Origin of the sequence: Streptomyces sp. NRRL F-5135 (assembly GCF_000719775.1) — a bacterium.
Classification (GTDB): Bacteria; Actinomycetota; Actinomycetes; order Streptomycetales; family Streptomycetaceae; genus Streptomyces; species Streptomyces hebeiensis.
The window spans coordinates 1-883 of record NZ_JOHR01000057.1 but is presented as its reverse complement, the minus strand read 5'-3'; the positions used below and the strand labels follow the sequence as shown (position 1 = coordinate 883).

The window sequence follows — 883 nt, the reverse complement described above, 5'->3', positions numbered from 1 at the left end:
CGCCGCCAACGCGTCAGCGATCCCCTCGGCGCCCAGCACCCGGCCGTCCGGCAGCCGCACCCGCCCGTTCTCACCCTCGGCCCAGACGACATACGCGTCATCCGGCCACGGCGCATCGTCCTCCGACACGATCACCGGCGACTGCCCGGGCCGGGTCTCAATCACCCGTATCTTGCCCGGCAACACCCGACTCACCGGCTTGCCTGTCCAGTTGCGGCCCTGCGCACGCCCCGACGGACCCGTCATCACGGTCCTCGGCGACAGCATCGGATCATTCGCACCCGTGAAACTCCCCGACACCGCCGGAGGCTCGGGCAGGTTCACCGGAGGCGCCACCGCAGGCGCGGCCGTCCCCGGCGGCGGCGCGAACAGGGACATCTCAGCGTCCCGCGCCGTCCCACTGCCCAGCACACCGTCGACAGCGCTGTCCCAGGCCCGCTCAGTCTGATGGCTCGGGAGGAGCGAGAACCGGGACAGCTCCAGGTCCACGCCCACCGAACCCGCCGCGGAAACCAGCAGGAACTGCAGGGCCACCGGCAGCGGCGGCTCCTGCTGGCCGTTGGCGGTGAAGTACGAACCGATCGAGAACCGCAGGTCGCTCCAGGTCAGCGGGGACTGGAACCCGTTGGCCATCCGGATCTGCTCCAGCGCCCAGAAACCTTGCAGCAGCGCCTCGGCACCGGCTCGATCCCACTACCGGTCCCCCACACCCACCGGTCCAGACCGTTCGACAACGTCTGACCCGCCAACGGGGTCTCCAGCGGATCAGCCGCCGACGGGCCCCCCAGATCAGCACCGGCAACCACCGCCGCCGTCTCCGGAGACGCCGCCGTCAGATGACCGTCCACCGCGAACAGGAAGTCCACGACCCGCGCATAGTCGA

1 protein-coding gene is annotated in these 883 nt (G+C 70.6%); it reads right to left on the bottom strand.

All coding sequences use genetic code 11. The annotated features are described in order from the left end of the window. Nucleotides 1–633, bottom strand: a 633-nt coding sequence (locus IG02_RS37420) for a hypothetical protein (protein ID WP_037805215.1), incomplete at its 3' end; no start/stop codon positions are given. Nucleotides 634–883 lie beyond the last annotated feature (250 nt).